General features: G+C 69.4%; 20 protein-coding genes. 8 read left to right on the forward strand and 12 right to left on the reverse strand.

From position 1 onward, the window contains the following. Positions 1–64 precede the first annotated feature (64 nt). Both DMC64_RS29360 and DMC64_RS29365 read left to right on the forward strand, forming a co-directional pair. Complete coding sequence (locus tag DMC64_RS29360) at positions 65–634, forward strand: TetR/AcrR family transcriptional regulator (RefSeq protein WP_125736142.1); 570 nt, start codon at positions 65–67, stop codon at positions 632–634. A gap of 52 nt (positions 635–686) precedes the next feature. After that, positions 687–1568 (forward strand): CPBP family intramembrane glutamic endopeptidase, encoded by an 882-nt coding sequence (locus tag DMC64_RS29365; RefSeq protein ID WP_125736143.1) that lies wholly within the window; start codon positions 687–689, stop codon positions 1566–1568. A gap of 444 nt (positions 1569–2012) precedes the next feature. Here DMC64_RS29365 and DMC64_RS29370 read toward each other — a convergent pair whose 3' ends face one another. Next, positions 2013–3062 (reverse strand): NAD(P)-dependent alcohol dehydrogenase, encoded by a 1050-nt coding sequence (locus DMC64_RS29370; protein ID WP_037339662.1) that lies wholly within the window; start codon positions 3060–3062, stop codon positions 2013–2015. Positions 3063–3150: 88 nt separating this feature from the next. Here DMC64_RS29370 and DMC64_RS29375 point away from each other — a divergent pair, with 88 nt between their 5' ends. Then, complete coding sequence (locus DMC64_RS29375) at positions 3151–3753, forward strand: TetR/AcrR family transcriptional regulator (RefSeq protein WP_125736144.1); 603 nt, start codon at positions 3151–3153, stop codon at positions 3751–3753. A gap of 15 nt (positions 3754–3768) precedes the next feature. Here DMC64_RS29375 and DMC64_RS29380 read toward each other — a convergent pair whose 3' ends face one another. The 6 genes from DMC64_RS29380 to DMC64_RS29405 form a co-directional block, all read right to left on the reverse strand. Beyond that, positions 3769–4230: an ATP-binding protein gene (locus DMC64_RS29380; RefSeq protein WP_037339664.1), complete on the reverse strand. Its 462-nt coding sequence runs from the start codon at positions 4228–4230 to the stop codon at positions 3769–3771. Between the two features lie 101 nt (positions 4231–4331). Next, positions 4332–4943 carry a TetR/AcrR family transcriptional regulator gene (locus tag DMC64_RS29385; protein ID WP_125736145.1) on the reverse strand — a complete coding sequence of 204 codons (612 nt, stop codon included), beginning with the start codon at positions 4941–4943 and terminating at the stop codon, positions 4332–4334. Beyond that, positions 4943–5776 (reverse strand): class I SAM-dependent methyltransferase, encoded by an 834-nt coding sequence (locus DMC64_RS29390; protein WP_125736146.1) that lies wholly within the window; start codon positions 5774–5776, stop codon positions 4943–4945. The genes DMC64_RS29385 and DMC64_RS29390 overlap by 1 nt, the downstream gene beginning before the upstream one ends. Positions 5777–5848: 72 nt before the next feature. Further along, complete coding sequence (locus tag DMC64_RS29395) at positions 5849–6589, reverse strand: DUF748 domain-containing protein (RefSeq protein WP_233629859.1); 741 nt, start codon at positions 6587–6589, stop codon at positions 5849–5851. 46 nt (positions 6590–6635) lie between these two features. Then, a complete protein-coding gene (locus DMC64_RS29400; RefSeq protein WP_125736147.1) occupies positions 6636–8708 on the reverse strand; it encodes a YhgE/Pip domain-containing protein in 2073 nt (690 codons plus the stop codon). After that, on the reverse strand, positions 8708–11404 hold the full coding sequence (locus DMC64_RS29405; protein ID WP_125736148.1) for an MMPL family transporter: 2697 nt from the start codon (positions 11402–11404) through the stop codon (positions 8708–8710). The genes DMC64_RS29400 and DMC64_RS29405 overlap by 1 nt, the downstream gene beginning before the upstream one ends. A 116-nt stretch (positions 11405–11520) precedes the next feature. Between DMC64_RS29405 and DMC64_RS29410 the strand changes: the two genes are divergently transcribed. Further along, the gene (locus DMC64_RS29410) at positions 11521–12174 is read left to right on the forward strand and encodes a TetR/AcrR family transcriptional regulator (RefSeq protein WP_125736149.1); all 654 of its coding nucleotides are present in this window, start codon (positions 11521–11523) and stop codon (positions 12172–12174) included. 4 nt (positions 12175–12178) lie between these two features. On the opposite strand, the gene DMC64_RS29415 is transcribed toward DMC64_RS29410, so the two are convergent. Next, positions 12179–12658 carry a hypothetical protein gene (locus DMC64_RS29415; RefSeq protein ID WP_125736150.1) on the reverse strand — a complete coding sequence of 160 codons (480 nt, stop codon included), beginning with the start codon at positions 12656–12658 and terminating at the stop codon, positions 12179–12181. A gap of 155 nt (positions 12659–12813) precedes the next feature. Between DMC64_RS29415 and DMC64_RS29420 the strand changes: the two genes are divergently transcribed. Continuing rightward, on the forward strand, positions 12814–13551 hold the full coding sequence (locus DMC64_RS29420) for a carbonic anhydrase family protein (RefSeq protein WP_158634271.1): 738 nt from the start codon (positions 12814–12816) through the stop codon (positions 13549–13551). A gap of 94 nt (positions 13552–13645) precedes the next feature. Continuing rightward, positions 13646–14086 (forward strand): hypothetical protein, encoded by a 441-nt coding sequence (locus DMC64_RS29425; protein ID WP_125736152.1) that lies wholly within the window; start codon positions 13646–13648, stop codon positions 14084–14086. Here DMC64_RS29425 and DMC64_RS29430 read toward each other — a convergent pair. From DMC64_RS29430 to DMC64_RS29445, 4 genes are all read right to left on the reverse strand, one after another. Beyond that, the gene (locus DMC64_RS29430) at positions 14058–16940 is read right to left on the reverse strand and encodes a BTAD domain-containing putative transcriptional regulator (protein ID WP_199755135.1); all 2883 of its coding nucleotides are present in this window, start codon (positions 16938–16940) and stop codon (positions 14058–14060) included. The genes DMC64_RS29425 and DMC64_RS29430 overlap by 29 nt on opposite strands. Positions 16941–16960: 20 nt before the next feature. Continuing rightward, positions 16961–17623, reverse strand: coding sequence for a response regulator transcription factor (locus DMC64_RS29435; protein ID WP_125736154.1), 663 nt, complete (start codon positions 17621–17623; stop codon positions 16961–16963). Then, positions 17620–18786 (reverse strand): sensor histidine kinase, encoded by a 1167-nt coding sequence (locus tag DMC64_RS29440; protein WP_037340367.1) that lies wholly within the window; start codon positions 18784–18786, stop codon positions 17620–17622. Before DMC64_RS29440 ends, DMC64_RS29435 begins: the two co-directional genes overlap by 4 nt. Positions 18787–19066: 280 nt before the next feature. After that, positions 19067–19438, reverse strand: coding sequence for an MmcQ/YjbR family DNA-binding protein (locus DMC64_RS29445; RefSeq protein ID WP_125736155.1), 372 nt, complete (start codon positions 19436–19438; stop codon positions 19067–19069). A gap of 114 nt (positions 19439–19552) precedes the next feature. Between DMC64_RS29445 and DMC64_RS29450 the strand changes: the two genes are divergently transcribed. After that, positions 19553–20767, forward strand: a complete 1215-nt coding sequence (locus DMC64_RS29450; RefSeq protein ID WP_125736156.1) for an SGNH/GDSL hydrolase family protein — start codon at positions 19553–19555, stop codon at positions 20765–20767. 45 nt (positions 20768–20812) lie between these two features. Next, positions 20813–22198 carry an FAD-binding oxidoreductase gene (locus DMC64_RS29455; RefSeq protein ID WP_125736157.1) on the forward strand — a complete coding sequence of 462 codons (1386 nt, stop codon included), beginning with the start codon at positions 20813–20815 and terminating at the stop codon, positions 22196–22198. Positions 22199–22205 lie beyond the last annotated feature (7 nt).

The following is a 22205-nucleotide window of genomic DNA, read 5'->3' on the forward strand; positions in this document are numbered from 1 at the left end:
TGGAACACGCGTGTTCTAAAATCGTCAACCGAGTTCCATATCGGGAGCGAGGTACGGTACCGCCATGAGTGAGGGTGTGGTCACCGAGACGGGTGTCCGGGCGAGGACCCGGCGCGCGATCCTGGACGCGGCCATCGAGACGTTGACCAAGCAACCGAGCGCGACGCTGGCGGATATCGCGGCGGCGGCGAACGTCGGGCGCACCACGGTGCACCGGTACTTCGCGGAGCGATCGGACCTCATCGACGCGATCAGCCACGACGCCCTCGACAAGATCTCCCGGAGCACCGAACGGGCCCGGCTCGACGACGGTCCGGCGCCGGACGCGCTGGCGCGGCTGTGCCAGGAGTACTTCGAACACGGCGACGTCTTCCAGTTGCTGTTCACCATGCCGGATCTGGTGACGCGGCCCGAATGGGCGGAGGAGAGCGACGACGACCGTCGCCTGCTGCGGCTCGTCGAACGCGGGCACGCCGAGGGCTCGATCGATCCGGCGATGACGAAGGAATGGTTGCTGCAACTGCTCTGGAGCCTGCTCTACACGGCATGGGAGCTGGTGCGGGAGAAGACACCGAAGCACGAGGCGCTCACGTTGTGCCTGCGCAGCCTGGAAAAGGTCATCGCGGTCGGCTGAAGTCCTCCGAAGTGATGACGCGGACTCGCGCCACTTCGAAGATCCTGGCCCGGTGACAGAAAAAACCGGCACCCGACCGGGTGCCGCCTGGGGAATCCTCTTCGGCGGGCTCGCGGTGTTCGCGGCCGCGCCCGTACTGCTGCTGGCCACCGGGCACGACGTGATCAAGCCGTCCGCGGATTCGGCCAAGGAGCTTTCCCTCGCGGGCGCCCTGGTCCCCGCGCTCGCCGGGATCCTACTGATCCACGGGATCCCGCTCCACGCGCCGAAACTGCTCCCCGAGGTGACCGACCGGCGCGGGCTGGGCAGACAGGCGACGGCCCTGGCGCTCATCGCGTTCGTGTGGCCGCTGGCGTTGTACCTGTTGTCGGCGGCGGGACAGCAAGCACTGGTCCGCGACATCTGGGCGCTCGCCAAACCGCTGGTTTTCCTGGCGCTGCCGGTGATTCTGCTTCGAGCGCTGCCCGCCCGGGATTCCTTCCGGCTCACGTGGCGGCCCCGGGAGACCTGGCAGTGGCTCGCGCCGGTCCCGGCGGTGCTCGTGTTCGGCTGGCTCTACGTCCTCGGCCCGCTCGCACCGCCGCTGCCCACTTCGGAGGACTACCCGGACCCGGTGTACCTGGCGGTCGGCGCGACGCTGACCTTCTTCACCGCGAACGTCCTCGAAGAGGTGTTCTTCCGCGGCATGCTGCAGACCCGACTGGAGGCGCTTTTCGGGCGGTGGCCCGGGATCCTGCTGTCGGCACTGCTGTTCGCGTGGCTGCATCTGCCGACGCACGGACAGGGATCACTGCCGCTCACCCTGGGCGCGATCGTCGCCTTCCAAGGGTTCTTCGGCCTGTTCACCGGCTACCTGTGGTCGCGCTACCGCAACCTGTGGGCGCCGATCGCCGCGCACACCGCGATGAACACGCTGCCGCTGCTGTTGATGTGACGCGCGGCGGGTCGTGAGTGGCGATTCGGATTGGGCAGCTGAAGCCGAAGTACATGAAAGCCCCCTTCCTGTACATAGGCGCAAGGATGGGGGCCTTCATGTACTTGGGAAGGTGTGAAGGTCGAATTTCCTCGGCTGAGCCGAGAGAAGGGCCTTCACGCGCGGATTCGTCCGTGTTTACCCACCTGTGGGTTCGGTGGACGAGTGCGCCCAATGTGGCATTGGGGACACTGAGCGTCTCCGATGCCACATTGGGCGCACCGACTGAGGCCTGCGTTGTCTCGGCGCCGGATGGAGCAGCGCCCCTGGGAAGGCTTGGTAGCAGGTAGAAAATGAAGGCCTCCTTGAGCGTCCATCCATGCCCCCGCCACCACCCTCAACGGAGGCGCTTCGCGCCGCAGCGCTGATTCAAGTCCCTCAAGGATGCCTTCACGGACAGCGAGGTCAGGCGCCGATGGTCGCCGCGTCGATGACGAACCGGTAGCGGACGTCGCTGTTCTCGACCCGGTCGTAGGCCACGTTCACCTGGTCGGCCGAGATCGTCTCGATCTCCGCGCCAATCCCGTGCTCGGCGCAGAAGTCGAGCATCTCCTGCGTCTCGGCGATCCCGCCGATCATCGAACCGGCGAGCACCTTGTTCCCGCCCAGCAGCGAGAAGGCGTTGTAGGACAGCGGTTCGCCGGGCGCGCCGACGTTCACCATCGCGCCGCCGACCCGAAGCATGCCGAGGTAGGAGTCAACGGGCAGCGTCGCCGAAACGGTGTTGAGGATCAGGTCGAAGCGGCCGCGTAGCGCCTTGAACGTCGACGCGTCGCCGGTCGCGAAGTAGTCCTTCGCGCCCAGCTTCAGGCCGTCTTCCTGCTTCTTCAGGCTCTGGCTGAGCACGGTGACCTCAGCGCCCATCGCGACCGCGATCTTGACCGCCATGTGCCCGAGCCCGCCGAGTCCGACGACGGCGACCTTCTTGCCCGGCCCCGCTCCCCAGCGGTTCAGCGGGGAGTAGGTGGTGATGCCCGCGCACAGCAGCGGGGCGGCGACGTCGAGGCCGATGCCTTCCGGGATGCGGCAGACGAAAGCGTCCTTCACGACGATCTGGCGGCTGTACCCGCCGTAGGTGTTCTCGCCGTCGAAACCGACTCCGTTGTACGTTTGGATGTTGCCCTTGACGCAGAACTGCTCGGTACCCGCGAGGCAGTACTCGCACTCGCCACAGGAATCGACCATGCAGCCGACCCCGACCCGGTCGCCGACCTGGTACTTCGTCACGTCGGAGCCGACCGCGGCGACGACGCCGGCGATCTCGTGACCGGGCACCATCGGGAAGATCGCGCTGCCCCAGTCCTCCTTCACCTGGTGGATGTCGCTGTGGCAGATCCCCGCGTACGCGATGTCGATCAGCACGTCGTCCGGACGCAGGTCGCGACGCTCGATCGTCGTCGGCGACAGGGCGGCACCCGGGGACGGCGCGGCGATGGCGTGCGTGGTCGTCGTCATGAAACCCTCCGAGAAACAGTGAGACCATGTAAGAGGTCACTTACAACCAGCGTAAGAGGGCTCTTACATATTCCGCGACCGGGACGGTGTGATCCACGACATGGGCGGCAAGTACCATCACGGCGACCTTCGCGCCGAACTCGTCCGGGTCTCCCTCGACCTGATCGCCGAACAAGGGCTCGGCGCGTTCTCCGTCGCCGAGGTCGCCAGGCGCGCGAAGGTCAGCCCCGGGGCGCCCTATCGGCACTTCCCGGACAAGGAAAGCCTGCTGGCCGCGATCGCCGCGAAGGTCGCCTGCCAGCTGGCGGACAGGGTGCACGACGCCATCGAGGCCGAAAGCGAACCGGTCGCCGCGCTCGCCGCGGCCGCCGGCGCCTACACGGGGTACCTGATCGAACGCCGGGCCGGGATGAACATCATCTACTCGGACGGGTTGCAAGGCCCGGAGCACGCAGCGCTACACGAGCAGACCCGGCGCCTGACCGACCAGTTCGTCATGCTCTGCCTCACCGTCGCCGACCGGCCGGAGGACGGGCTCGAACTGATGGAGCAGTTGTTCACCCAGGCCCACGGGTACGGCACGTTCTACCTCGACGGAGTGTTCACGAAACAGGGCTACTCCAAGGAGGTCGTCGTCCGGAAGTCGGTCGAGGCCGCTCGCGCCGCCATCGAGGGACGCACGAAAAGATGAGGTGAACCGCGGTGATCAGTTCCGGGAGCGCTTCACGCGCACGCGCGGGAGTGCTTCCGGACAGCCGCCGTCGCACCGGATGTGCGCCCAGACGATCTTCCCGCCGCGCACCGGCTCGCGCCGGACACCCCATTGCACGGCCACCCCGTCGACGACGAGAAGGCCGCGCCCGCGGGGATCCTCGAACTGCGAGCACCGCGCCCGCGGCTGTTCGACGCTGACATCCGCGACCTCGATGCGGACAGCACAGGGCGACACGCCACGCCACAGCTGGATGTGGCGTGCGCCACCCCCGTGCACATAAGCGTTGGCGACGAGCTCCGTCGCCGCCAGCAGGACGTCGTCGCGGTGTCCCTCGCCGAGATCGGGAAGGCATCTGACCACCCAGGCGCGCATGTCCGGCAACGCCCGTGGCGTCGTGGCCCGCAGGTCGAGCACCCAGGTTCCCGGCACCGGATGCTCCGCGATGTTGATCATGGAGCCACCCTTCCCCTCGCGCGCGACCTCCTTGCTGAAGTCGCACAACCGGGTTACCCAGAACACCCACTGATCAACCCGTGTCGAACGCGACACGGGCGTCAGCGCACCGCGATACCCTCCAGCACCGTCTTGACCACTGCTTTCACCGCGGGCGACGTGGCCACCCGCGGGCCATGCGGGAGCAGCGCGGTGAGCACCGATTCGTGACAGACGCCGACCAGCATCGACGCCGCCGCGTCGACATCGCCGTCCAGCCTGCCGAGTTCCTTCTCCGCGCGCAGATATCCGGCGAGGCGATCGCGCCAGGTCTCACCGTCCCCGGCCAGCTCGCCGAACCGCGCGAGCACGGCGGGGCGGGCGAGCAGCCCGGCGAAGGCGGGCAGGATCTCCTTGTGCAGAGCCAACCCGTACGCCAGCTGGGCGCGGAGATTGGCTTCGACCGTGGCCGAACCGGGCGCGGGCAGCTCGCCGAGCCCCGCTTCGACCCGCCGCACGTGTTCCGCCAGCGCGTCGGCCAGCAACTCCTCCTTGTCGGTGAAGTGGTTGTACAGCACGCCGTCGGCGACCCCGGCCGCCCGCGCGATGGCCCGGACCGTGAGTTCCGCGGTGCCGTTGGCGGAGATCAGGTCCGCGGCCGTGCCGATCAGATGCTCGCGCAGGCTCCGGCCGTCTTCGGTGTCGCGCAGTGCCGCCGCTTTCCTCGGTGCCATCAGGATTTCGCCTTGACCAGCCACGCGGCACCGCGCAGCCGCACACCGCCCGGTCCGGCAAAGGGCCGCAGCGCGGCCGAAAGCGCTTCTCGCGCGCCGTTCGCCGCTTCTTCGCCGGCCAGACCGAGGTGGTACCTGACCGGACCCCAGTCCGCGATGAACCCGGCGGCGTCGGCCACGTCGCTCCCCCAGACCTGATCGGCCTCGACGCGGGTGGCCGTGACCTCGCGGAATCCGGCGTCCGTCAGCACCGAGCGAGCCCGTTCGGGATCGGCGAACGCCGTCGGGCCGGTACCGTCCTCCCCGGTCGGGGTCGGCAGGAACGGTGACAGCGCACCGAAAACGGTGCCGAGATCGGTTCCGGCGAGTGCGGTCATGCACAGGAACGCGAGCCTGCCGCCCGGCTTCAGCGCCCTGCGCACATTCGTGAAGGCGGCGACCGGATCCGCGAAGAACGTCACCGCGAACCGGCTGAGCGCGACGTCGAAAACCCCTTCCCCCAGCGGAAATACCTGGACGTCGCCCTGCTCGAACCGCACGTTCGCCACACCCTCGGCCTCCGCGCGGGCCCGCGCCGTGGCGAGCATCGGCGCGGACAGGTCGATCCCGGTCGCCTCCCCGAGCGGGGCGCGGACGGCGGCGAGCCGGGTGACCTGCCCGTTTCCACAGCCGATGTCGAGCACCCGGTCCCGCTCGCCGATTCCGGCGGCGTCGAACAGGAACTCGTTGAACCCGCTGTTCACCGCGTCGTAGCGCCCGTCGTGCTCGGCCCAGTGCCGTCCCTCGTAGCCGTTCCACGCCTCGGACTGCGCGGTGTTGACGATGCCGGACATCGCAGAACCTCCTCCGTTATGAACACACGTTCATGAACACGTGTTCATACTGATCGAGGTCCGGTCTCGCCGTCAAGCGGTGACGGTGAATTCGGCGGTGCGGACCTTGCCCTCGTGCTGGAAATCGAGGAACAGCCGGTAAGTCCCCGCCGTCGGGAACCCGGCGAAGAACGTCACCTCGGGACCCGCCGCGGTCCGGCCGTCGCCGGGTTCGCCGTCGGGGTGGACGTGCAGGTACGCGAGGTCGCCACCGCGCAGCGCGACCAAATGCCCATACGCACCCAGATACGGCTGGAGATCGGTGACCGCACGGCCGTCCTTGGTGACGGTGAGGGTCACCTTCGACGGCATTCCCGGCGCGAGTTCGCCGTCGAGGTGGACCCGGTAGCCGTCGACCTCCGCGACGCGCGAAGTCCGGTATTCGACGGGGCGGAAGTCCCCGCCGGCGAAGAGATCGACCCCCAAGGTGATCCCCTCGCCGCCGCTGGGCTTGAAATCGGCGAACACGCGGTAGACCCCGGCGTCGGCGATGGTCAGCGGGACCGACCAAGTGCCGTCGTCGCCGAGTTCGGGGTGGATGTGCTGGAAGCCCGCGGTGTCACGGCGGACGACGATGAGGTGCAGCCGCTTTTCGTGCTCGACGTCGTAGGCGGTCACCGGCTTGCCGTCGGCGCCAAGGATTCGGAAGGTGAAGGGCGCCGTCGTTCCGGGGATGAGCTTCGTGGTGGTGGGCGCCAGGGTGTAGCCACCTTGGGCCGACGCGAGACCGGCGGGTTCGTGGCCATGCGTTCCGTGGTGCATCGTCATGTTCATGAGCTCACCATACATACCCCCCAGGGGTACCAGACCGCGATGCTCGTCACATACCCCTGAGGGGTAGCCGCAGTTCCCGTCCGGGCAAGGACCGCCGCCGGTCCGTCACCAGGATCATCGCCAGGGTCCCGATTCCCAGCCACACCACGAGCTGCACGATCCCCGACGTCAGTCCGTCCGTCCCGGTCAGCAGCGACCGCAGCGCCACCAAGGCGCCGTTGGTCGGCAGGATCCCCAGCACGGTCCCGAAAAAGCCAGGCACGGTCGAGACCAGCGAAGCGCCGACTGTGAGCACGAGGATCGCCAGGGCGGCGAAGCGGCCAGGACGTTTGAAGATCGCCACCAGCGCCTGGTTGACGACGGTGAACGTCCCCGCCGCGAGCACGAGCACCACCAGCAGCGTCACCGCCTTGCCGAAGCTCAGGCCGAGGAACGCCCAGAACACGCCGGTCAGGATCAGGGCGGTCAGCACCGCCAGCGTCGCGCCGGGGACGGCCGCGGCGAGGATGATCCGCCAACTCGGTTCGCGGGTGGTGAGCACGCTCGGCGGCACCGCCCGGATCACCTGGTACGTCGCCAGCGCGCAGCCCCACAGCGCCAGCACCAGGATCAGCGCCACCGCGCCTTCACCGAACGATCCCGAGCCCGCCGTGTCGGCGATCGCGGGGGTGGCGGCGACCTGTTTGAGGTGGTCGCGTTCGGCCTGGGTGTAGTCGGGCACCTTGCCCCGGCCCTCGTTGAGGCCCTTGGCCAGTTCCGAGGCGCCGGATTCGGCGCGCTCGGCGCCATCGGCGGCGGAACGGGCGCCGGTGGCGAGTTCACCCGCACCGGTGGACAGCGTCGTCGCGCCGCCGGCGAGTTGCCCGGAGCCGTCGGCGAGCTGTCGTGCCCCCGAGTCGGCGGCCTTGACCCCGGCGTCGAGTTTCCGCGCGCCGTCGGCCGCCGTACCGATGCCGCCCGCGAGTTCCTTCGACTTGTCCGCGAGCTGCTTGTTCCCGTCGGCGACCTTCTGCGAGCCCGCCGAAAGGTCTTGCACCGCCTTCTTCGTCTGGACGACGGCGTCGCGGATTTCGGCGCGTTTGCCGTCGAGGATCGCGGCGTCGGCCGTGAGCTTCTCCGAAGCGGCCTTGAGATCGGCGCAGAACTTCGTGTCCTGATCGCATTTTTGGGCCAACTCCGCGAACTTGCGAGCCGAGTCGCCCGCCGACGGCAGCGCGTCGATGATCCGCACGACCTTGTCCGCCAGCGGCGAGATCTTGTCGGACAGCTGCTTGTTGCCGTTCGCGACCTGCTGTGCCCCGTCGGCCAGTTCCCTGGTCAGCCGGGGCAGCTGCGCGGTGTCCTTCTCCGCCTGCGTCAGCCCCGACGACAACTGACCGGAACCGGTGGCGAGCTGCCCGGTGCCGTTCGCGAGTTTGCGCGCGCCGTCCGCCAGCTGCCCGGCGGCGCCGCTGAGTTTTCCCGCCCCACCGGCGAGTTCTCCCGCGCCCGCGGCCAGTTTCCCGGTCCCGTCGGACAACTGCCGCAGTCCGACCACGAGCTGGTCGCTGCCGTCGGCCGCCTGCACCAGCTGCTGGTGGATCGAGGAGAACCCGACGTACAGATTGTCCACATAGGTCTCGACGATCTGCCGGTTCAGCGCGGTGAGCGTCGCGTTCGCGACCTCGCGGCTCGCCACCGGATCGACCAGACCGGTACGCTGTGACGTCTCGACGCGCATGATCGCCTGCTTCGCGTCGAGCGGCTTACCCGACGTCGACGTGGCCTGCGCGGAGAAGTCCCGCGGAATCGTCACGACGGCCGAATACGTGCCGTCGGAAATGCCCTCCTTCGCGTCCTCGGCATCGGTGAGCACCCACGTGTACGCGGAATCCTCGCCGTGCACGAGGTTTCCGGCCAGTTCCCGGCCGAGCGGGATCAGCTGCCCGTTCACCGTCACCGGCTCGTCGTCGTTGACCACGGCGGCCTTGGCCGCGCCGTGGTTGTCCTCGGGCGACCAGAACGCCCACGCCAGCCCGAGCGCGACGATCACCGGCACGAGCACGATCCCGACCCAGGTCTTCCAGGTCAGCGGTCCGATGGCGGTCGCGCGGGCGGAACCGGTGAAGAAGCGGGACATCAGCGGACCTCGGCGGGGACGGGGGCGGGTGTCATGGCGAGACCCGCGACGGCGGTGGTGGGCACCAGATCCCGCACGATGGCGAGGCTCTGGCAGGACACGGCGAAGGTCGCGGCCCGGCTCGCGAACGAGGCTCGCAACCCCGCGCGCTGGGCGGTGTTGACGACGGTGTCCAGGTCGTCGAGGAAGACGAGCGCGACACCGTCGTCGAGTGCGCGGCGGACCTCGCCTGCCGGGTCGTCGGTCTCCTTGCAGGCGACGAAGGCGACGTTCCGCCGGACGGCGTGCGCGTGCTGCGGCAGCACCCGGCCGAGAACCTTCAGATCACCGCGGACGTTCGGCACCCGGCCGGCGAGCGCGTAGAGCAGCGCGCTCTTGCCCGCCGGGCCGGAACCGTGCACGGCGAGGATCTCGCCCGGGCCGAGATGCAGTTCGACGTCGCGGAAGATGGTGCGGCCCCGGTCGTCGTCGACCCGGAGACCGGCGGCACTGATCACCTCGGGCGAACCCGGCGCGGGCCAGTCGGCGAGCCGGAGTTCGTGGACGAGGCCGTCGCCCTCGGCGTCGAACACCGGGAGTTTGCGGTCCAGCCACGGCGGCAGGCCCCAGGCGCGCGGGCCCAGCAGCGCGAGGATCGCCGGGACGAGCGTCATCCGCACCAGGAAGGCGTCCACGAACACCCCGACCGCGAGACTGAACGCGATCGGTTTGATCGTGGCGCTGCCGTCGGGCACGAAGGCGGCGAACACGCCCAGCATGATCACCGCCGCCGCTGTCACGACCCTCGACGCGGACACGAAGCCCGTCTCGATCGCCTTGTGCGCGTCGCCGTGATGGACGTAGTCCTCCCGGATCCGGGACACGAGGAACACCTCGTAATCCATGGCCAGTCCGAAAAGGACACCCATCAGGATGATCGGCAGGAAGCTGATCACGCTGCCGGTGCGGGTGACGCCCAGCGCGTCCGCCAGATGTCCCTGCCCGAACACGAACGACGTCGCGCCGAACGCCGCACCGATCGACAGCAGGTAGCCGAAGGTGGCTTTGAGCGGCACGAGGATCGAACGGAACACCATCGCCAGCAACACCAACGAGAGCCCGACGACCAGGATGCCGAACGGCAGCAGCGCGTCGCCGAGCTGCGTGGACACGTCGATGCCGACGGCGGTGAACCCGGTGACCGCGGTCTGCACGCCGTACCGGTCCTTGAATTGTCCTTCCATGGACCGCAGCCGTTCGACCAGGTCGTCGGTCGCCTCGTCGAAGGCGCCGGTCGTCGGCACGACCTGGATGATCGCGGTGTCGCCCTTGGGGTTCGGCGTCGCGAGCGGGACGACGGCGACGCCGGGCACCTCGCGGATGTCGTCGGCGATGCCGTTGGTGATCCCGACCGGGTCGGTGGTCGACAGGATGTCCGCGGTGACGACGAGCGGGCCGTTGAAGCCGGGCCCGAAGTGCTCGGCGACGGCGTCGTAAGCGACCCGGGCCGGAGTGCCGTCCTCGTCGGTTCCGTTGTCCGGCAAGGCGAGCCGGAGATCCAGCGCGGGAACCGACGCGATCGCCAGCACCCCGACGATCAGCGCGATCGTGACCCACGGGGACTTCGTGGCGAGCCGGACCCAGCGGAGGCTGAACCGCGTCTTCTTCTTGGTCTTCCGTGCCTTTCGCGGCTTCTTGGGCCGCAGCCGTTCGCCGGCGAACGCCAGCAGCGCGGGGATGAGGGTGATGGCCACGATCACCGCGACCGCGACGCCGCCCGCCGCCGCGATACCCATCGTCGTCAGGAACGGGATCCCGGCGACGAACAGGCCCAGCAGCGCGATCACCACGGTGAGCCCGGCGAAGATGACCGCGGATCCGGCGGTGGCGGTCGCCCTGGCGATGGACTCCTCGACCTCGAGTCCTTCGGCGAGCTGATCCCGGTGGCGGGACAGGAGGAAGAGCGCGTAGTCGATGCCGACGGCCAGCCCGAGCATGACCGCGAGCATCGGCGCCGTGGAGGACACCGTCGCCACCGACGTCGCCGCGTAGACCAGCGCCACCGAGACGCCGACACCGAGGATCGCCGTCAGCAAAGGCATTCCCGCGGCGATGAACGAACCGAACACCATCAGCAGCACCACGAGCGCGATGACGAGGCCGATCCCCTCGGTGGGGCTGAGCTTCGGCACCTTGTCCGAGAACGCGTCGCCGCCGGTGAGCACCTCGGTGCCGTGGCCGATCCGGTTCTCCAGGTCCTGCGCGATGCCGGCGAGCGCGGTCCGGGTCGACGGCTGGATGTCGGCCAGTCCGACGTCGAGCTGGACGGTGACCAGCGCGGCGCGGCCGTCCTTGGACACCGCGTCGTGCACGGCCGGGTCGAAGGGATTGACCACCGTCGAGACCTGCGGTGATCCGGTGAGCTCCGGGACCACGGCGGAGACGGAGTCGCGCACAGCGGCGGAATCGGCCCGCTGCCCTTCGGGGACGAGCACCACCAGCTGCGCCGACGTCCCGCTCACCTGCGGGAAGACGCGCCCGAGGTGATCGAGCGCCTCCTGGGACTCCGAGCCGGGGATCGCGAACGTGTCGTCGGTGCCCTGGCCGAACAGCAGCGCCGCGCCGCCGGAGACACACAGCACGACCAGCCACAACGCGGTGACCAGTACGCGTCCGCGGGCGGCCAGCCTGCCGAGGCGGTAGAGGAATGACGACACGATCGGCTCCCGGCACTCGTTGGATACATGGCGTATCGTAATACACGCTGTATCCGATTCACGATGTATCCTGTCCCACAGCCGGGTGAACCGAGCCGATGCGAAAGAATGGCGAGATGACCGAGGAGCGGGGCGCCACCATGACCAGGCGCCGGGCGGACACCCGCCGACGGCTGATCGACGCGGCGTACGAGGCCTTCTCCGAACGCGGCATCCGGGACACCCCGGTCGAGCTGATCTGCGAACGCGCCGGCTTCACCCGTGGCGCCTTCTACTCGAACTTCAGCTCGAAGGAAGACCTCTTCCTCGCCCTGTTCCAGGAGGAGAACGCGATCCGGCTCGAGCGGTTCCGCGAGGCCACCGAGAGCGTGCTCGGCGACACCGTCGTCGGCGCGCACGAAGACCTCTCCCCCACGCTCGGACGGATCGCCGAACTGTTCATGGTCGCGCTCAACGCGGACAAGGACTGGTACCTGCTGTGCGCGGAATTCCGCACGCAGGGCCTGCGGCAGCCGGAGCTCCGCGACCGGATCGGCGCCGCGTTCCGGTATTTCCACACCGAATTGGGCGCGATCCTGGTCGGCACCCTGGACCGGATCGGCCGGAAGCTGACGATCTCGGCGGACGACGCGGTGCTCGTCCTCGTCGCCCTGTACGAACAAGGACTGCAGAACTATCTGCTGGCAGGCGGCGAACTCCCCGCCGACGGCCGGTTCGTCAGCGAACTGATCCCGAAGGTGATGGCGTCGCTCATCGTCCCGGTGCACTGACCCGTCAGCACCGGGGCGGAAGCCATCCGGGCGTGGTCACGACGCGCTCGGGAGCCACGGGCATCTGCGCGGTCTTCGACCCGAAGACGAAGCCGACGAGCCCGCCGGGACAGACACGCACCGCGCCGGGCCCGTCCTGGGTCCCGGATTCGCGCCAGGCGACCGGATCCAGCCCGACCCGCCACACCTTCCAGAACGACGTTCCGTCCCGATGACCGGTGCACGGATCGCCCTCGGGCAGGCCTTCGACGCGGCAGACGTAGCGGGAATCGCCGTACGGCCCCGATCCGTCCCCCAGTCGCACCGCGAGCCCGGAGCGTTCGAGCGCCGTCCGCGCGTCACCGGGTGAGCCGGCCACGCATCGCACGAGCACGCTGACCGCGACGGTCACCCCTTCCATTCCTTCGCAGGCACCCGTTCGCGCGACGGGGTCCACGGCGGGAAAGAGGGCCACCAAGCTGAGGAGCGCGGTCAAGATCGACATCTTCGAATGCTAAGGGTGTTCACTCGGATGCGCACAGTGAATCTTTACGAAATATAGACGCGGCCCACGCTTGCACATTCTTCGACACAGGAAAAAGATGTGTTCTTCTCGCGCGCACCACTCCATCGGGTGCGGCTCTTCGAAAGGTTCAGAGCGTGACGCGCAGGCGCCTTGTCGCATTCGTCGTTCCCCTCGCCCTCGCCGGATTCCTGCTCACCGCGGGCGGCACCGCCCACTCACGGCAGCCGTCACAGAGCCCGGTCGACATTTCCCCCGGCGCGATCAGGTTCGACCCGGCCCTGCCGAAACCGGACATCTCCTACGGGCACTCGCACCTGGACCTCGAATACATTCGAAAGGACGCGTCGGACGCCGACGGATGCAGTACGAGGAATCACGAAGAAACCGAAGAGGCCATCGTCAGGCCGGGCACCGGGCACGTCACACTCGCCGGGGTCCGCTACGAACTCGAACAGTTCCATTTCCACACGCCGTCCGAACACCGTTTCCTCGGCCGCACCGATCCGCTGGAAATGCATTTCGTGCACCGCAGCGCCGCCGGGAAACTGCTGGTGATCGGCGTGCCGCTGCGCTCGGGCGCCGCGTCGCCGGTGGATCGCGTCCTGGCGAAGCTCGCCCCGGAATGCGGCGAAACGGTGACGTTGGAGGACTTCGACCTCGCCACGCTGCTGCCCCGCGATCGGAGCACGCTGCGGTACGACGGCTCGCTCACGACGGCCCCGTTCACCGAAGGGGTGCAGTGGTTCCTGATGTTCGAGCAGACCGTTTCGCCGTCGACGATCGCGCGGTTCCAGGGCCTGTTCGGTGCGGGCAACGCCCGCGCGCCGCAGCCTCTCAACGGGCGGCGGCTGACCGTGGTGCCGCAGTTCTGAGGCCACCGGCGTTTCATCGGGATTTCATGGCTCCGCCCTACGGTTCCGGGCACGGATCCGCGACCGCGGACCGGTGGTCCACGAGGAGACGTGCATGAGCCCGGCGAGCCGGACCCCGTACAACATGGCGACGCCCCGGGACGACGCGCCGAGCCCCGGGCGACGGGACGGGGTCGTCGGACCGGGCTGGAGCTGGGCGGCGTTCTTCACCCCGTGGGCCGACGGCCGCCCGTCGCCGAGGTACCGGTGGACGCTGTTCGACACCGCCGCCGACGCCGTCGAAGACCTCCGTCGTTGTCTCGACGACGGCGCCGTCGGCCGGCGCGGCGCCCTCTGCTCCTCCGTGCTCCGCAAACGCGGCGCACCAAGGGAATTGGTGCTGTGCGACGCCGCGGAGTGGGCTTACGCCGTCCACGAGGTCCGCGCCGGCGTGCACCTGGCCGACGCCGCCGACACCTACTTCGCGCGCTGGCGGACGAGCATGGCGGGGCACCGGTTCACGATCGTCAACGCCGGAGTACCGACTGTTTGGTGAGCTCCAGCCCCTCCAGCGCGAGAGTGCGCTGAGCGGGATCGCCGTCGGGTCCGATGGTGGTGAGCACCCACTCGAAATGCTCCCTCGCCGCCACCGGGTCACCCGCCGCGAGATGGGTACGGCCGAGCCGGTTGCGGATCTCGGACTCCATCCCGACGATGGTCTCTTCGGTGACCGCGGTCAGCGCCCGCCGCTGGAGTTCGAACGCGGCGTCCAGATTCCCCAGTTCCAGTTCCGCGGCGCCCAGCCGGGCGAGACTGGTCGCGGTCAGAAGGCCGTCCGTGGTCTCCTCGGCGAGTTCGACGGACCGCCGGAGGTCGAGCGCGGCTTCGGCGAACCTGCCGGTTTCGAGCCGGACCGTGCCGCTGTGGCACAGCACCCTGGCCACCATCCCGGGACTGCCGATCTCCTCCCCCAGCGCCTGGGCGCGGCCGAGGTGGCCGAGCGCTTCTTCGTGCTCCCCCCGCATGTACGCGAGATAACCGAGCGCGGACAGCGATCTCTCGGCGAGCCACCTGTCCCCCACCTCGTCGGCGAGGACCATCACCCGCCGCATGCCGGGGATCGCCAGATCGTGCCGTCCCGCGATCAGATCCACCATGGTCAACCCGCCCAGTGCCCGCGCCTCCACACCGCGATCCCCGGAGGCCTGGCCCGCCCGCAGCGCGTCGTCGAACCAGCCGCGCGCCCGGTCCAGCTGCCCTTGCATGGCGTAGGCGTAGCCGAGGCAGAACCGCAGCGACGAGACGAGACGTTCGTCCTCGGCCCGTTCCGCCAGCGGGAGCGCGATCTGCAACGCCGTCCGGCATTCGTGGTACCGCTGCTGACGCGCGAGATAGTCGACCAGTCCCTCGGCGACCGCGCACGCGAGGTCGTCCAGCCCGGCTTCGGCCGCTTGCGACACCACCTCCGGCAGTTCGCCGACGGCGTCGAGCCAGGCGGAAGCGTCACGCTGGCCGGTGAAAGGACCGCCCGTCTCCAGCGGGAACCGCGCGACACCCCATTCGCTCGCCCGTCGAGCGGCGCCGAGATACAAGCCGTACACGCGTTTTCGTGCCGCTTCGGCGGCCTCCTCGGGCATCTCCCCGGCGAGTCGCCGGGCGTAGACCGCCACCAGGTCGTGCAGCCGGTAACGGCCGCTCGCCGGCTCCTGCACGAGGCTCGCGTCGACCAGGCTCTCCAGCCGCCGCTCGGCTTCGGCGGGCGAGCAGTCCAGCAGCGCGGAGACCGAGAGCCGGTCGAACTCGGCGGTCGGCGACAGGCCGAGCACGCTGAACGCGTCCTGCTCGGCGGGGCGCAGCTGTTCGTACGACAGGCGCAGTGCCACCTCGACACTGCGGTCCTCGGCGGTCAGCTCGCCGAGCCTGCGCTCGTCGTCCGACATCCGGTCCACCAGATCCTTGAACGTCCACATCGGACGGTTCTGCAGGCGGGCGCCCGCGATCCGCAGCGCGAGCGGCAAACGCCCGCACAGCCCGGCGAGCGCACGCACGGCGAACCGCTCACCCTCCGCCCTCGGCGCCCCGACGATCCGGCCGAGCAGCCGTTCCGCCGCTTCGATACCCAGCGCGCCAAGGGAAACGCGGCGATCGGCGTCCAAACCGGACAGACGGCGACGGCTGGTCACCAGCACCCGGCTGCCCGGTCCGGACGGCAGCAAGGGCCGCACCTGCCCGGCGGACTCGGCGTTGTCGAGTACCAGCAGCAACCGCAGCTGCGCGGTCGCCGCCCGCCACGACGCGGAGAGTTCGTCGAGATCGTCGGGCATGAGCCCGTCTTCGACCCCGACCGCGCGCAGCAGCCGCCGCAGCGCGCGCTCCGGCGTCACCGGCTCACGACCTTCGGTGTAGCCGTGGAGGTCCACGAACAACGCACCGTCCGGATAGGACTCGCGGAGCCGGTGGGCCGCGCGCACCGCGAGCGTGGTCTTCCCTGCTCCCGGGACGCCGTCGACGGTGTCGACCGAAACCGACTCCGGATCGCCGTCCGCCACGAGCAGCGCCAGTTCCCGGTCCCTGCCGACGAGTTCGCCGTTGGTGGCGGGCAGTTCGTTGCGGATCCGGCGAGCGGGCTCCCGGCGCGGGGCGACACCGAGCAGCGCTTCGTCCCCGCGCAGCACCGCCTCCTGTACCTGCCGCAGCTCCTCACCCGGCTCGACGCCGAGTTGCTCCACCAGCCGCTCGCGGACGTCGGTGAACACCTCCAGCGCCTCCGCCTGCCGCCCGCCGCCGTAGAGCGCCCGCATCAGCAACGCGGCCAGCGGCTCGCTCGGCGGATCGGCGGAGACCAGCGCCGAGAGTTCGCCGATCACCTCGTCGAACCGTCCGAGTTTCAGCTGGGCCTTCAGTTTCCGGCGCAGCAACAGCAGTTTGCGTTCCTCCAGCCGTCGCCGCTCGCCCTGGACGAACGCGCCGGGCAGTCCCGTCAGCGGCTCGCCGTGGAACAGCCGGAGCGCGTCGGCGAAGGTGTCCACCGCGGCGACGAGGTCGCCCGCTTCCTCGGCGGCGGCCGCGACGGCGGCGACCTCCTCCAGCCGGATCACGTCGAGACGCACCCCACCACCGGCGAACCGGTAGCCGCCGCGATCGGACACGATCACCGAGTCCCGCGGCTTCGTCCCCGACGTGTCCAGGCATTGCCGCAGCCGCCGGACGTACACCGGCAGCACGTTCGACTCCGGCGGTTTCTCCCAGAGCCCATCGGTGAGTTCGTAATGGCTGACGGTCACGTCCGGGCGCAGCAGCAGCGCGGCGAGAACGGCCTGCTGGCGGACCGGACCGAGGTCCAGCCGGGTCTCGCCGTGCCAGGCCCGCAACGGGCCGAGCACTTCGAACCGCAGTTTCGATTCCGACATGATCCCCCCTTCGTCCCGCACTAGCCCGGCACCACGATCCCGTGATCGAACGCGTACACGATCGCCGCCGCCCGGTCCCGCAACTCGAGTTTGGTGAAGATCCGGCCGATATGGCTTTTCACGGTCACCTCCGAAATCACGAGGGTCGCGGCGATCTCCGCGTTGGTCAGCCCCCGGCCGATCGCCCTGAGCACGTCCTGTTCCCTCGGTGTCAGCAGTTCCGGCGAGCGCCCGCCGCTGCCGTTCCCGGCGGCCTGCCGATAGGCGGCGAGCACCCGCCCGGTGACGCCGGGGTCCAGCCAGGCGTCACCCGCGGCGACCGCCCGCACGGCCCGGATCAGGTCTTCGGCGGGGGAATCCTTGAGCACATAACCCGCCGCGCCCGCCCGCAGCGCGTCGGCCAAGAGGTTGTCGTCGTCGAAGGTGGTCAGCGCGAGCACCGGCGGATGCCCGCTGGTCCGCCGCAGCCGCCTCGTGGCCTCGACGCCGCCGACGTTCTTCATCCGCAGGTCCATCACGATGACGTCGACCTCGTGCGCGGCCAGCGCCGCGGGCACCTCCGCGCCGTCGCCGCACTCCCCTGCGATGACGAACCCGTCGCGCCGCCGCAGGATGCGCCGCAGCCCGGACCGGACCAGCTCCTGGTCGTCGACCAGCAGCACCTGGATCTCGGCGGCGCTCACGGCTTGACCCCCGGCACGGTGACGCGCACGATCCACTGCCTGCCGCTGGGCCCTGCGCTGAGATCGGCACCGAGCTGCGCCGCCCGGACGGCCATCCCGGCCAGTCCCGAGCCGTCCTCGGCCGCGCGGCGGACGGTCGCGGGGAGGGTGTTGCTGACGACGAGGTTCAGCCCGGAACGGCCGGCGTCCAGCCGGACCTCCGCGGTCGCGCCGGGGGCGTGCTTGACGACGTTGACAAGTGATTCCTGCACGATCCGGTAGAGGCCCAATCCTTCCGAGGCGCCTACCCGGCCGAGGTCGCCTTCCTGTGTATAGCGCACCGCCAGTCCGGCGCTGCGGGTGCGTTCCACCAGCGTCGCGATGTCTTCCACGCCCGGTAGCGGGGCGCTGCCCGACGGGGAGTCGGCCAGTAAGCCGACCGTGCGGCGGATGTCGGCCATCGCCGCCCGTCCCACCTGCTCGGCTTCGGTCAGCGCTTCGATCGCCTCGTCGACGTCGCGGTCCTGCTGGAGCGCGTGCCGGGCACCGGTCAGGTGCAGCAGGGTGATGCTGAGCGAATGACCGACGACGTCGTGCACCTCACGCGCGATCCGCTGGCGTTCGGCGAGCAGCGCCTTGTCGCGCGAGACGTCGCGTGCGCCGCGTTCGGCGTCGAGCGCCCGGGTGTACCAGCGGACCACGAGCCCACCACAGAGGCCGAGCAGGACCGCGACCATGTACACGGGCCCGCCGATCAGCCCGCCCCAGATCCCCGCCACGACCAGGACCAGTTCACCCGCGGCGGTCACGAGGGCGATCCCCAGCGGCGTCCGCAGGATACTGCCCGCCTCGGTGGCCGCCATCAGAAGCAGCAACGGCGCGAAATCCGGAAGCACCGGCTCGATGAGCAGGATCGCGGCCGCGACGATCAGCGCGGCCATCCGCACCCACGGCACGACCCAATCGGTGGTGGCCCAGATCAGCGGTCTGACGATCACGACCAGCCCGGCCAGCGCCACCGGGCCCGGCGGCAGCAGGGCGTCTCGCTGGACCAGGGCGACCACCGCGAACACCGCGCTCACCAGGGTGGAACTCACCGGCACCCACCACGGCAGGGTCAGCCCGGCCCGGGCGAGGCTGACCTGCACCCGTGCCCGCAACCGGTCCCGCAAGATCTCCAGCACGGACATCAGCCTAGGAAGTCGCGGTGGGCGAGTCATCGTGCGGCGGTCGGCACCCGTCTCCGCCCACGGTAGGAGGCAGAGACCGATGAAATCCCGATGAAACCTCCGAGGGCCGCGGGTCGAGGTCGTGAGTGCCAATGCGTGTTCTAACCCGACTCGCCACTCACGACCACCGCAGCTGACGCGGTGAAGGACGCTTTACGGGTCCCTACTGGCGGTCACGCGAGTCGTCCGGACGATCACGCGAAAGGGCCGACCAGCCACAACGGCTTCGCCGCGCTCATTCCCGGCTGAGCGCGACCCAGTTCAGTTTCTCCTGTTCTCGTTTCGGCAGGCCCGCGACGACGAGGTCGTAGGAGTCCTCGATCAGCTCCCGGACGAAGTCGTCGGTCAGCGAACCGTCCAGTTCGACGGTGTTCCAGTGTCGTTTGTTCAGGTGGTAGCCGGGGATGATCGCCGGATGCTCGGCACGCAACCGGACGGCCAGGTCGGGCTCGCATTTGAGGCTGATCCGCAGCGGTTCCGCCTTGAGCGGACCGAGCGCGAACACCTTGCCCGAGACCTTGTACACGTTGATGTCCTCGCCGAACGGGAACTCCTCCCGGGCGCCGGGGAAGCCGAGGCAGATCTTCCGGAGGGCGGCTGGCTTCATGGCGTTCAGGCTAATCGCGACCACCGACAGAAACCTGTCCCGTCCGGGCCGTTGACCGCCTGTCGGTGATTCACTGACGATGGGTGGAGCCGACTGGGTGGAGGCGAAACCGACATGCGCGTGAAACAGCTCGCCGTAGCGGGAATCCTGGTGCTGGGTGTGGTGCCCGGGGTCGCAGCGGCGGCCCCGCCGTCCGGAGTGGAAAGTGCCGCCCCGAGCGGCTGGGTGGGCACCTGGGCGGCGGCCCCCGCGGCCGGGGTGGCCGGGACCGATAACGGCTACCCGAACTTCTCGATCCGCAACATCGTGCACACCAGCGTCGGCGGGCACGAGGTGCGTGTGCGGCTGTCCAACGCCTTCGGCCGGACCCCGGTCCTGTTCGGCCGGGTGACCGTCGCGGTCGCCGCCGGCCCGGACACGCCGCAGGCCGTGCCGGGCACGATGCGCACGCTGACCTTCGGCGGGGATCGCGAGGTCACCGTGCCGCCGGGCGCCGACGTCCTCAGCGACGGCGCGGCGCTGACGGTGCCGAGGGACGGCGATCTCCTGGTCACCACGTACACGCCGACGCCGTCGGGTCCGGTCACCTACCACCCGCTGGCCATGCAGAACTCGTACTTCACCCGGAACGGCGACAAGGCGGCCGACGAGTCGGCGGCGTCGTTCCCGGAGAAGACCGCGGTCTGGCACTACGTGTCCGGTGTGGATGTCCGGGGCCGCGGCCTGCGGGGCAGTGTCGTGGCGATCGGCGACTCGATCACCGACGGGGCGAACTCGACCTGGGGCGCGAACCTGCGCTGGCCCGATCAGCTCGCCGACAAGATCAGCGCGAGGACGGGTGTGCTCAACGCCGGGATCAGCGGGAACCGGCTGCTGCTCGACGGCGGCAACTACGGTGTCAACGCGCTGGCCCGGCTGGACCGGGACGTGCTCAGCCAGTCCGGCGTGCGGTCCGCGATCGTGTTCGAGGGCATCAACGACATCCAGCAGACCCCGCACCAGGCCGATCCGAACAAGATCATCTCGGCGTTGAAGCAGATCGCGAGCCGGGCGCACGACCGCGGTCTGCGCGTGCTGGGCGCGACGATCACGCCGTGGAAGGGCTGGGGTTCGTACACGCCGCAACTCGAGGAGACCCGGCAGGCGGTGAACCGGTTCATCCGGACGAGCCGGCTCTTCGACGGCTACATCGACTTCGACGCGGTGATCCGCGATCCCGCCGACCCGCAGCGGATGAAACCCGAGTACGACTCCGGTGATCACCTCCACCCCGGCGACAAGGGCTTCACCGCCATGGCGGACGCGGTCCCGCTGCCCGGGCTCCGCTGACCGTCAAGGGCTGCGCCAGGCGGTTCGGTGGGGCACGATGAACTGATGGCGAGCAGCGACAGCGGGATCCGGGAGACGGCGCGGCTGGTCCGGTTCGCCGAACACGAGGCACGTGCCGAAATCCTCCGGGCGCGGCTCGCCGATCTCCACGGGACCATCCGGCTGGCGAAGCGCACGTCGAACCTGTTCCGGGCACGGAAGGCGACCAGCACACCGGGGTTGGACGTCTCGGGATTCACGCACGTGCTCGACGTCGATCCCTTGGCGCGCACGGCCGACGTCGAAGGCATGGTCACCTACGAGCAACTGGTGGACGCGACCCTGCCGCACGGGCTGATGCCGTTGGTCGTGCCGCAGCTCAAGACGATCACGCTCGGCGGCGCGGTCACCGGCCTCGGCATCGAGTCGTCCTCGTTCCGCAACGGGCTCGTGCACGAGTCGGTACTGGAGATGGAGATCCTCACCGGCGACGGCAGGATCGTCGTCGCCAGGCCGGACAACGAGCACAGCGATCTGTTCCACGGCTTCCCGAACTCGTACGGGACGCTCGGCTACGCGTTGCGGCTGAAGATCGAGTTGGAGCCGGTCAAGCCGTACGTCCGGCTCGATCACGTGCGATACGAAGACACCGAGGAGTACTTCGCGGCGCTCGGCGAGGCATGCCGAAGCGGGTCGGCGGATTTCGTGGACGGAACGGTCTTCGGGCCGGGCGAGCAGTATCTGACGCTGGGCACTTTCACCTCCTCGGCACCGGTGACCAGCGATTACACCTGGCTCGACATCTACTACAAGTCGATCCGCTCCCGCGAGACCGACCATCTGAGCGTCCGGGACTACCTGTGGCGCTGGGACACGGACTGGTTCTGGTGCTCGCGGGCGTTCGGCGTGCAGCACCGGCTCCCCCGGCTGTTGCTGGGCAGGCGGCTGCTGCGGTCGTCGGTCTATTGGAAGGTCGTGGCGCTCGACCGCCGGTTCGGGATCGCCGCGAAACTGCTCAAGCTCCGTCGTCTTCCCCCGGAAGAGACCATCGTCCAGGACATCGAAGTACCGCTCTCGCGGGCCGCGGAGTTCCTGGACTTCTTCCGCCGCGAGATCCCGATCAGCCCGGTGTGGATCTGCCCGCTGAAGCAGCGGCCGGGCGGCGCGAACTCGCCGCTGTACGAAATGGACCCCGAGACGCTGTACGTCAACTTCGGGTTCTGGTCCGCCGTGCCACTGGACCCCGGCGAGGCGCCGGATACGCACAATCGGCTGATCGAGGCCGAAGTGACCCGGCTCGGCGGGCGGAAATCGCTGTACTCCGACAGTTTCTATGCCGAAGAGGAGTTCTGGCGGCTGTACAACGGCGACGCCTACCGGAAACTGAAGACGGCCTACGACCCCGACGGCCGCTTGCTCGACCTGTACGCGAAATGCGTGCGGCGGCGGTGATCGGGCC

The organism is Amycolatopsis sp. WAC 04197 (assembly GCF_003947475.1).
GTDB classification, from domain to species: domain Bacteria; phylum Actinomycetota; class Actinomycetes; order Mycobacteriales; family Pseudonocardiaceae; genus Amycolatopsis; species Amycolatopsis japonica.

What these genes read in the sequence shown, in the direction of transcription:
- DMC64_RS29455 (WP_125736157.1), top strand. Translation starts at nt 20,813, where the DNA reads ATGGCGAGCAGCGACAGCGGGATCCGGGAGACGGCGCGGCTGGTCCGG.
- DMC64_RS29360 (WP_125736142.1), top strand. Translation starts at nt 65, where the DNA reads ATGAGTGAGGGTGTGGTCACCGAGACGGGTGTCCGGGCGAGGACCCGG.
- DMC64_RS29410 (WP_125736149.1), top strand. Translation starts at nt 11,521, where the DNA reads ATGACCGAGGAGCGGGGCGCCACCATGACCAGGCGCCGGGCGGACACC.
- DMC64_RS29385 (WP_125736145.1), bottom strand. Translation starts at nt 4,943, where the DNA reads ATGGCACCGAGGAAAGCGGCGGCACTGCGCGACACCGAAGACGGCCGG.
- DMC64_RS29430 (WP_199755135.1), bottom strand. Translation starts at nt 16,940, where the DNA reads ATGTCGGAATCGAAACTGCGGTTCGAAGTGCTCGGCCCGTTGCGGGCC.
- DMC64_RS29390 (WP_125736146.1), bottom strand. Translation starts at nt 5,776, where the DNA reads ATGTCCGGCATCGTCAACACCGCGCAGTCCGAGGCGTGGAACGGCTAC.
- DMC64_RS29370 (WP_037339662.1), bottom strand. Translation starts at nt 3,062, where the DNA reads ATGACGACGACCACGCACGCCATCGCCGCGCCGTCCCCGGGTGCCGCC.
- DMC64_RS29380 (WP_037339664.1), bottom strand. Translation starts at nt 4,230, where the DNA reads ATGATCAACATCGCGGAGCATCCGGTGCCGGGAACCTGGGTGCTCGAC.
- DMC64_RS29450 (WP_125736156.1), top strand. Translation starts at nt 19,553, where the DNA reads ATGCGCGTGAAACAGCTCGCCGTAGCGGGAATCCTGGTGCTGGGTGTG.
- DMC64_RS29445 (WP_125736155.1), bottom strand. Translation starts at nt 19,438, where the DNA reads ATGAAGCCAGCCGCCCTCCGGAAGATCTGCCTCGGCTTCCCCGGCGCC.
- DMC64_RS29400 (WP_125736147.1), bottom strand. Translation starts at nt 8,708, where the DNA reads ATGTCCCGCTTCTTCACCGGTTCCGCCCGCGCGACCGCCATCGGACCG.
- DMC64_RS29415 (WP_125736150.1), bottom strand. Translation starts at nt 12,658, where the DNA reads ATGTCGATCTTGACCGCGCTCCTCAGCTTGGTGGCCCTCTTTCCCGCC.
- DMC64_RS29395 (WP_233629859.1), bottom strand. Translation starts at nt 6,589, where the DNA reads ATGAACATGACGATGCACCACGGAACGCATGGCCACGAACCCGCCGGT.
- DMC64_RS29425 (WP_125736152.1), top strand. Translation starts at nt 13,646, where the DNA reads ATGAGCCCGGCGAGCCGGACCCCGTACAACATGGCGACGCCCCGGGAC.